Origin of the sequence: Streptomyces himastatinicus ATCC 53653 (assembly GCF_000158915.1) — a bacterium.
In the GTDB taxonomy this organism is placed as follows: Bacteria; Actinomycetota; Actinomycetes; order Streptomycetales; family Streptomycetaceae; genus Streptomyces; species Streptomyces himastatinicus.
Window position 1 is genome coordinate 5,750,777 of sequence record NZ_GG657754.1, and the last position, 8,181, is coordinate 5,758,957.

At 75.0% G+C, this 8,181-nt stretch carries 7 protein-coding genes; 6 read left to right on the forward strand and 1 reads right to left on the reverse strand.

Going from position 1 to position 8,181, the window contains the following annotated elements; all coding sequences use genetic code 11:
* Positions 1-972, forward strand: a 972-nt coding sequence (locus tag SSOG_RS24370) for an ROK family protein (RefSeq protein WP_009716910.1), incomplete at its 5' end; no start/stop codon positions are given.
* Between the two features lie 18 nt (positions 973-990).
* Here the strand turns inward: SSOG_RS24370 and SSOG_RS24375 are convergent.
* On the reverse strand, positions 991-1,803 hold the full coding sequence (locus tag SSOG_RS24375) for a class I SAM-dependent methyltransferase (protein ID WP_009716911.1): 813 nt from the start codon (positions 1,801-1,803) through the stop codon (positions 991-993).
* A 183-nt stretch (positions 1,804-1,986) separates the two neighbouring features.
* Here SSOG_RS24375 and mshA point away from each other — a divergent pair, with 183 nt between their 5' ends.
* The 5 genes from mshA to SSOG_RS24400 all read left to right on the forward strand — a co-directional run bounded on the left by mshA (position 1,987) and on the right by SSOG_RS24400 (position 7,942).
* On the forward strand, positions 1,987-3,348 hold the full coding sequence (gene mshA, locus SSOG_RS24380; RefSeq protein WP_009716912.1) for a D-inositol-3-phosphate glycosyltransferase: 1,362 nt from the start codon (positions 1,987-1,989) through the stop codon (positions 3,346-3,348).
* Complete coding sequence (locus SSOG_RS24385; RefSeq protein ID WP_009716913.1) at positions 3,342-3,851, forward strand: type III secretion system chaperone family protein; 510 nt, start codon at positions 3,342-3,344, stop codon at positions 3,849-3,851. The genes mshA and SSOG_RS24385 overlap by 7 nt, the downstream gene beginning before the upstream one ends.
* A complete protein-coding gene (locus SSOG_RS24390; protein WP_039938583.1) occupies positions 3,848-4,501 on the forward strand; it encodes an ABC transporter ATP-binding protein in 654 nt (217 codons plus the stop codon). Before SSOG_RS24385 ends, SSOG_RS24390 begins: the two co-directional genes overlap by 4 nt.
* A complete protein-coding gene (locus SSOG_RS24395) occupies positions 4,501-6,186 on the forward strand; it encodes a DUF6297 family protein (RefSeq protein ID WP_050799952.1) in 1,686 nt (561 codons plus the stop codon). The genes SSOG_RS24390 and SSOG_RS24395 overlap by 1 nt, the downstream gene beginning before the upstream one ends.
* A gap of 85 nt (positions 6,187-6,271) precedes the next feature.
* Positions 6,272-7,942, forward strand: coding sequence for a glycosyl hydrolase family 28-related protein (locus SSOG_RS24400; protein ID WP_106516451.1), 1,671 nt, complete (start codon positions 6,272-6,274; stop codon positions 7,940-7,942).
* The last annotated feature ends 239 nt before the right edge of the window (positions 7,943-8,181 follow it).

Here is an 8,181-nt window from a genome sequence, read left to right on the forward strand (position 1 = left end):
CAGGCGCCGCCGGACCGGGGGCGGGTCGCGGTACTGTACGAACCGGACCCCACCGCCGGGTACGTCCTCGGCCTGGACATCGGCCGTTCCTGGCTGCGGGTGGCCGCCGCCGACCTGGACGGGACCGTCGTCGCCCGGTCCGACGTCCGCAACAGCGGCCGCAGCGCCGCCGCCATGGCCGACCTCACCGTCGCCGCCGCCCGCCGGGTCGTCGCGGACGCCGGGGTCGACCCGGCGCTGGTCGCGCACACGGTCGTCGGCGCGCCCGGCGTGTACGACCCGGAACGGCGGCGGGTGCGGTACGCGGTGAACCTCCCCGGCTGGGGGCGGGCGGGCCTGCTGGACCGGATGCGCGAGGAACTGGGCACGCCGCTGTCCGTCCACAACGACGCCAACCTGGCCGCGCTCGGCGAGTACACCTTCGGCGCGGGCCGGGGCAGCAGGCTCTTCGTCTTCGTCATGGTCGGCACGGGCCTGGGCATGGGCGTCGTCGCCGACGGCCGCCTCTTCACGGGCGCGCACGGCGCGGCGGGGGAGATCGGCTTCCTGCCGACGCTGCCGAACGGGGGCCGGGGCCTGGAGGACGCGGTGGCGGGCGGCGCGGTCGTCCGGACCGCGCGCGAACTGGGCATGGCCCATCCCGGTTCCGCCAAGGACGTCTTCGACGCGGCGCGGGAAGGCGTCGAACCGGCGGTGGCGGCCGTACGGCAGGAGGCGGAGCGGCTGGCCCATGTGATCGCCGCCGTCGCCGCCGTACTCGACCCGGACCTGGTGGTCCTGGGCGGCGGTCTCGGCGGCGGGGCGGACCTGCTGCTGCGCCCGGTGACCACGACCCTCCACCGGATCGGCCCCCTGCGCCCGAGGGTCCGTGCCAGCACCCTCGGCGAGGACGCGGTCCTGATGGGCGCGGTGGCGACGGCGACGGAAGAGGCCCGCGAGCGCGTCTTCACCCGCTCCCGCGAGACCCCCTGACGGCCCGGGCCGTACGGGCTACCCGCCGCGCGGGGCCACCGCCTCCCAGCGCACCGTGATCTCGCCCTGGCGCCAGCGCCGAGGGCCGTCCGTCAGGGGCCAGCCCGCCACGCGCAGCGCCTGGGCGCTGCGGATCCACCGCTGGCGGGCGCTCAGCGTCGCGTAGGGGGCGGCCGCGGCCCACGCGCGGTCGAAGTCGCGGAGGAAGGCGTGCACCGGTTCGCCCGGCACATTGCGGTGGATGAGCGCCTTCGGGAGCCGTTCGGCCAGGTCGGATGGGCGTTGGAGGGACCCGAGCCGGGCGGCGAAGGTGACCGTACGGGGGCCCGCCGGGCCGAGCGCGACCCAGACGTGCCGCCGCCCGATCTCGTCGCAGGTCCCCTCCACCAGTACGCCCCCGGGCGCCAGCCGCGCGCACAACCGCCGCCAGACGTCGGCGACCTCGTCCTCGTCGTACTGCCGCAGCACATTGGCCGCCCGTATGAGCACGGGCCGCACCCCGCCCGGCAGCGGCACCTCGAACCCGCCGTGCGCGAAGGCGAGCCCCTCCCGCTCGTACGGCCGCGCGGCGGCGACCCGCGCCGGGTCGATCTCGACCCCCACCACGAGGGCCCCGGGCCGTACGGCCCGCAGCCGGTGCAGCAGTTCCACGGCGGTCCAGGGCGCGGCCCCGTACCCGAGGTCGACGGCCACCGCCGTCTCGGCGCGCCGCAGCGCGGTGCCGTGGACGGCGGCGATCCACCGGTCCATGCGCCGCAGCCGGTTGGGGTTGGTGGTCCCGCGCGTGGCCGTTCCGATGGGGCGGATCGGCGGAGGCACGCGGGCAGACATGGCGAGCAGCCTAGGCGCTGCGTGGCCGCGCTCCGACCACGCGGCGAAGCCCAGGGGACCCCCGTACGAATCCCGAACGTCACGCTTTGGCAAAACGGAAATGGGAATGGCTGGTTCCGGTGTTGTGGCCTCAGAGGGGAAGCAGGGAGAGAAAGCTCGCCCCGAAGAAGGAGGTATCGCGCGGTGAGCCAGCACGCGTCCCGGCTCGGCCTGCGTGGCCGGTCCCATACGCCCTTCGGCGGCCCGTCCCACCAGCGCCTTCGGCGTATCACACACCTTCGGCGGCCACGACGGATCGCCATGCTCAGCGTGCACACCTCGCCCCTGCACCAGCCGGGCACCGGCGACGCGGGCGGCATGAACGTGTACATCGTCGAGCTGGCCCGCCGCCTCGCCGCCATCGACATCGAGGTGGAGATCTTCACGCGGGCCACCACCGGCACCCTCCCCCCGGCCGTCGAGCTGACGCCGGGCGTGCTCGTGCGGCACGTGGACGCGGGCCCGTACGAGGGGCTGGCCAAGGAGGAGCTCCCGGCGCAGCTGTGCGCGTTCACCCACGGGGTGATGCAGGCGTGGGCCGGGCACCGGCCCGGCTACTACGACCTCGTCCACTCCCACTACTGGCTCTCCGGCCACGTCGGCTGGCTGGCCGCCGAGCGGTGGGGGGTGCCGCTCGTCCACGCCATGCACACCATGGCCAAGGTCAAGAACGCCGCCCTCGCCGCCGGTGACACCCCCGAACCGGCCGCCCGCGTCATCGGCGAGCAGCAGATCGTCAGCGCCGCCGACCGGCTGATCGCGAACACCGCCGAGGAGGCGGAGGAGCTGGTGCGCCACTACGAGGCGGACCGCGATCTGGTCGCCGTCGTCCACCCCGGGGTGAACCTGGAGCGGTTCCGCCCCGCCGACGGCCGCGCCGCCGCCCGGGCCCGGCTCGGGCTGCCGCGCGACGCGCTGATCCCCCTCTTCGCGGGCCGCATACAGCCGCTGAAGGCCCCGGACATCCTGCTGCACGCGGTCGCCCGCCTCCTGGAGGAGCAGCCGTCGCTGCGCGAACGGATCGTCGTCCCCGTGGTGGGCGGACCGAGCGGCACCGGCCTGGCGAAGCCCGAGCGGCTGCACAAGCTCGCGGCGCGCCTGGGCATCGGCGACGTCGTCCGCTTCCAGCCACCGGTCGCGCAGGACCAGCTGGCGGACTGGTACCGGGCGGCCTCGGTGCTGGTGATGCCGTCGTACAGCGAGTCGTTCGGCCTGGTCGCGGTCGAGGCCCAGGCCTGCGGCACCCCGGTCGTCGCGGCCTCGGTGGGCGGCCTTCCGGTGGCGGTACGGGACGGGGTCAGCGGCACCCTGATCGACGGCCACGACCCCGCCGACTACGCCCGCGCCCTGCGCCCCTTCGCGGACGACCCGGGGCGCGCGACCCGCATGGGCGCGGCCGCCGCCCGCCACGCCCAGTCCTTCGGCTGGGACACGGCCGCGCGCGACCGCGGAGTCTACCACGACGCGATGCGGGACCGGCGTCACCTACGATCGGGCCCATGCTGACACCCACCCCCCAGGGCCCCCACGCCGTCATCGAGCGCACGCTGAACGACGCCGAGCTGGAGTGGGAGAGCCCGGAGGACGGCACATACGTCGTCAAGCTCCCCGGCACCCGCAAGCTGTCGACGACCTGCTCCCTGCGGGTCGGCCGCCACTCGCTCTCCATCAACGCCTTCGTCGTCCGCCACCCGGACGAGAACCACGAGGCCGTCCACCGCTGGCTGCTGGAGCACAACACCCGCCTGTACGGGGTGAGTTACGCGATCGACCAGCTCGGCGACATCTACCTGGTGGGCCGCCTCCCCCTCGCCGCCGTCACCCCGGAGGAGCTGGACCGCCTGCTGGGCACGGTGCTGGAGAACGCGGACGGCAGCTTCAACACCCTGCTGGAGATGGGCTTCGCGACCGCGATCCGCAAGGAGTACGCCTGGCGTACGTCGCGCGGCGAATCCACCCGCAACCTCGAGGCATTCACCAACCTGACCCGCGACGTGGCCGCCGAGTGACGCCCCTCCTCCGGCTCGACGCCGTCAGCCGCTCCTACGGCGACCGCGAGGTGCTGCGCTCGGTCACGCTGGATGTCGGGCCGGGGGAGTGCGTGGCGCTCACCGGCGACAACGGTTCCGGCAAATCGACCCTGCTGAGGCTGGCTTCGGGACGGGAGCGGCCGACCTCGGGGAAGGCGCTGTTCGACGGTGCGCCGATCGTCGAGGACGACCCCGCCACCCGCGCCCGCGTCGCCACGGTGATGGACCCCGGCGCCCACTACCCCGACCTGACCGTGCGCGAGCACCTCATGCTGGTGGCGCTGGCCCATGGGCTCGGCGACGGGGCGGAGGCGGCGGTGGAAGCGGTGCTGGAGGAGCACCGTCTGGCCGGTCACGGCGATGTCCTGCCCTCGGCGCTGTCGTCGGGGCAGACCCAGTCGCTGCTGCTGGCCGCCGCCTTCGTACGCCCGCACGACCTGCTCGTCCTGGACGAGCCCGAGCAGCGCCTGGACGGCCGGGCGCGGCGCGAGCTGGCGCACCGGCTGGCCGCTCACCGGGACCGTGGCACCGCGATCCTGCTGGCCACGCACCTCGAGGTGCTGGCCGAGGTCGCCGACCGGGTGCTCACGCTCGATGGCGGGATACCGGCGGCGGCGAGGGACCGGTAGTGGCCGACCCGGCAGGGCAACGCACGACGGATGCTCCGACCGATCCTCCGGCCGGGTACGGATTCGGGGACGGCACCGCCGAGACACTGGCCTATCTGGGCGCCCTGCGGCGTGACGCCCGGTGGGAGAAGCGCAAGAGCGGCGCGTTCGCGCTCTACGCCGTTGCGTTGGTCGGCTTGGCCTGGGGCGTACCGCTGCTCGTCTCGGCCGCCCGGGCCGGTCGTGCCGACGGGCCCCGCGGCCCCCTGGCCGCACATGTCCTGACCAGCCTGCCGCTGACGGTGCCGACCGTGGTGACCCTGGTCGTGCTGCTGATGGCGCGCGGCGCGGTGTGGCGCGGGCCGGTGCTCCTCGACATGCCGACCGTCTCCTGGCTGCTGCCCGCACCGCTGTCGCGCGCGCCCTTGCTGCTGCCCCGGCTGATGACGTCCGCGCTGCTGGCGGGGGCGGTCGGAGCGGTCACCGGCGGTGTGCTCGGCTTCCTGGCGTACGCCTCGGGCGCCCCGTCCTGGCCCGCGGTGACCGGGGGCGGGGCGTGGGCGGGGACGGTGGCCGCGCTCATCGGCACCGCGGCGGGTGCCGTAGTGGAGCGCCGCGACCGGCTGATGGCCCGGCACGGTGCCCGGCTCTTCAGCGCGGCCGGGCTCGTCCTCGCCGCTCCGGTCGCCACCGCGGCGGTGTCGGTGGCCCGCGGTGGGCATGCCGCGTGGCTCGGGACGGCGTTCCTGTGGTCGGGGCCCTGGGGCTGGGCCGCGCAGCCACTGGTCGCGGCCGCCGGTCAACCGGTGTCCGGATGGGCGGTGGGCGCCGTGCTGTCGGCCGTCTTCGTCCTCGTCGCGCTGCTGTGGGCCCGCCGGGAAGCGGTGGGCATCTCCCAAGCGGCCCTGCGCCTGCGGGCGACCGTGGCTTCGCAGCTCGGTGCGTCACTGTTCGCACTGGACCTGCGGCAGGCGAAGGCGGGTCTTCCCGCGCTGCGGGAACGCGGCTCCCGGCCCGCCCTGCGGCTGCCGATGCCACGCCACCGCCCGCTCGTCATCCCTTGGCGTGACGCGACAGGGTTGCTGCGCACACCCGGGCGGCTGGGCTGGGCGGCCGGGTGGACCGCGACCGCCGTGACGCTGACCGTGCTCGCCCCCACGTTGCGGGAGCGGGCCCAGGCCGTCGCCGCGATCGGGGCCCTGTTGTCCGGTTATCTTGCTGCGGCCCAGCTCACCGAACCCGCGCGCCGGGAGAGCGACGACGTACGCCGCTCGGCGAACCTGCCCTACCCGCCGCGGTCCCTCGCCCTGTGGCATGGGCTCGTGCCCGGCGTCCTGCTGGTGGCGGGTACGGCCGCGGGAGGCGTGGCCGCCGCGCTGGGCGGCTGGGGACGACCCGGGCTCGCGGTGCTCATCGTCTGCGCCCCGGCGCTGGTGGCGGCGGCGCTGGTCAGCTCGTACCGGGGCGCCGTCCCGCCGCACATCCTGCTCGGGGGCGAGACCCCGATGGGCAACACGGGCGCGGTGCAGGCAGCCTTCTGGTACCTGCGCGGCCCGCTCGCCGCACTGGTGCTGACGGCCCCGGTGCTGGTGGCGGTCACCCGGAGCGGCACCCTCCACGCGGGGCAACTCGGTTGGCCTTTGCTGGTCGGCGCGGTGGGTCTGTGGTGGGCCGGGAGGACGGCCCACCGGCTGTACGCGCGCTGACCTCTTCCGCGCCGGGGCCTCTCATGGCATGCTCACGCCGTCGCTCATCTGAACGGCGTTCACATCCATGGAAGGTGTGGGCCTCATGGACAGGGAAATCGACAGACGCACGGTCCTCGGCGCGGCGGCGGGCGCGGCCGCGGGCACCGCGGCGGGTGTGCTGGGCGCGGCACCCGCGGCGGCAGCCGGAAAACCAGCGGACCTGTGGCGCGAGTTCCGCGCCGATCCGTACCGCCACCCCCAGATCCCCTACGTCGGCCGCGCCGGATTCCGCGGCGGGCGCGCCGAGCTGCCCCGCTACCCGGTCGCCGCCGATGTACGGCGCTACGGCGCCCGGCCCGACGGCTCGGCCGACGCCGCCCCCGCGATCAACCGCGCCATCGAGGCCGTCGGGCGGCGCGGCGGGGGCACGGTGGTGGTGCCGCCCGGGACGTACCGCGTCGACGGCGTCATCCGCGTCGGCTACGACAACGTCGTGCTGCGCGGCGCGGGCAGCGGGCGGACCACGCTGCACGCGACCCGCAACCTCACCGAGCTGATCGGGCCGTACGGCAGCCGGTACGGCGGCACCAAGTCGTCCTGGTCCTGGGCCGGTGGCCTCATCTGGGTGTGCCCGGACGCCCGCTGGCGCTCCCTCACCGCCGCGATCAGGGCGCAGGCGTGGCCGTTCGAGGGCTGGACCGGCAACCGGCGCGACGAGTGGCGCACCCTGACCGCCGTCGACCGCCCCGCCCGCCGCGGCGACTGGACCGTGCCCGTCGAGAGCACCGCGGCCCTCCGGCGCGGCGACCGGGTGCTGTTCCAGCTCGCCGACGACGGCGCGCACTCCCTGCTCCAGCACATGGCCGGGGACGTGGCGGGCGCCGCCGGATATCCGTGGGCCGACAAGACCAAGCTGACCTCGTACGTCCCGTACGAATGGCCGTGCCGCATCACCGCCGTCGACCGGCGCCGCCGCCGGGTGACCCTGGACCGTCCGCTGCCGCTCGACGCCCGGCCCGAGTGGAAGCCGCGGTTCACCACCCTCGTCCGCCCGGTGACCGGCTCGGGCGTGGAGGGCCTCACCCTGGACTTCGATGCGACACCACAAGCTCAGCACCTGCTCGACAAGGGCTACAACGGCGTCGCGCTCCAGTGCGCGTGGGACTGCTGGGTGGACGACGTGACCGTCAACAACGTCGACAACGGCTTCCTGCTCGTCGCCGCGAAGGCGTGCACCCTGCGCCGGGTCACCGTCTCGGGACGCGGCAGCCACCATCCGTACTGCTGCCGCGAGGGCTCGCACGACAACCTGGTCGAGGACTTCGTCCTCGCGCGCCGCACCGTCCCCGCGCCCTCCGGGACCCAGCTGCACGGCATCAACGTCGAGGGCCTGTCCAGCTACAACGTCTGGTCACGCGGCCGGATGGAGATGGGCACCTTCGACACCCACCGCGGCATGCCGTTCGCCAACGTCCGCACCCAGATCACCGTGGACAACACCGGCGCGCACGGCGGCGACGCGGTCGCGGGCCCGCTGTACGGCGCCCGGTTCACCCACTGGAACGTCACCGTCACCAATCAGCGGGCGGGCTGCGTCAAGATCGACGGAATCGCCCCGTACAGCGCGACGGTCGGCATCAGCGAGGTCCGGGAGTTCGGCCAGATCGACGTACCGGACTTCAGCGGTCCGCTCCACTCCCGTATTGAGTCCTACGGCCACCCCGAGGCCGTCCACCCGCGCAATCTGTACGAGGCGCAGCGCGCGCTGCGGTGACGCGGGGCGCGGTGCGCGCACCCCCGCGACGCGCACCGCGCCCGTACGCCCCCCGCCTCGCCGATCAGCCCGCTACCCCCGCGCCCTCGACCACCACCGCTTCCCTCCCCACCGTCTCCGGCTGGTCCTCGACCCGCAGCCGCCGCCCCAGCACCCCGTAACCGACCGCGGCCACCGTGCCCACCACCGCGCTCGCCGCCCACAGCGTGGGCGCCCCGTAGCGGTCGATCACCGCGCCA

What these genes read in the sequence shown, in the direction of transcription:
- SSOG_RS24375 (WP_009716911.1), bottom strand. Translation starts at nt 1,803, where the DNA reads ATGTCTGCCCGCGTGCCTCCGCCGATCCGCCCCATCGGAACGGCCACG.
- SSOG_RS24385 (WP_009716913.1), top strand. Translation starts at nt 3,342, where the DNA reads ATGCTGACACCCACCCCCCAGGGCCCCCACGCCGTCATCGAGCGCACG.
- SSOG_RS24400 (WP_106516451.1), top strand. Translation starts at nt 6,272, where the DNA reads ATGGACAGGGAAATCGACAGACGCACGGTCCTCGGCGCGGCGGCGGGC.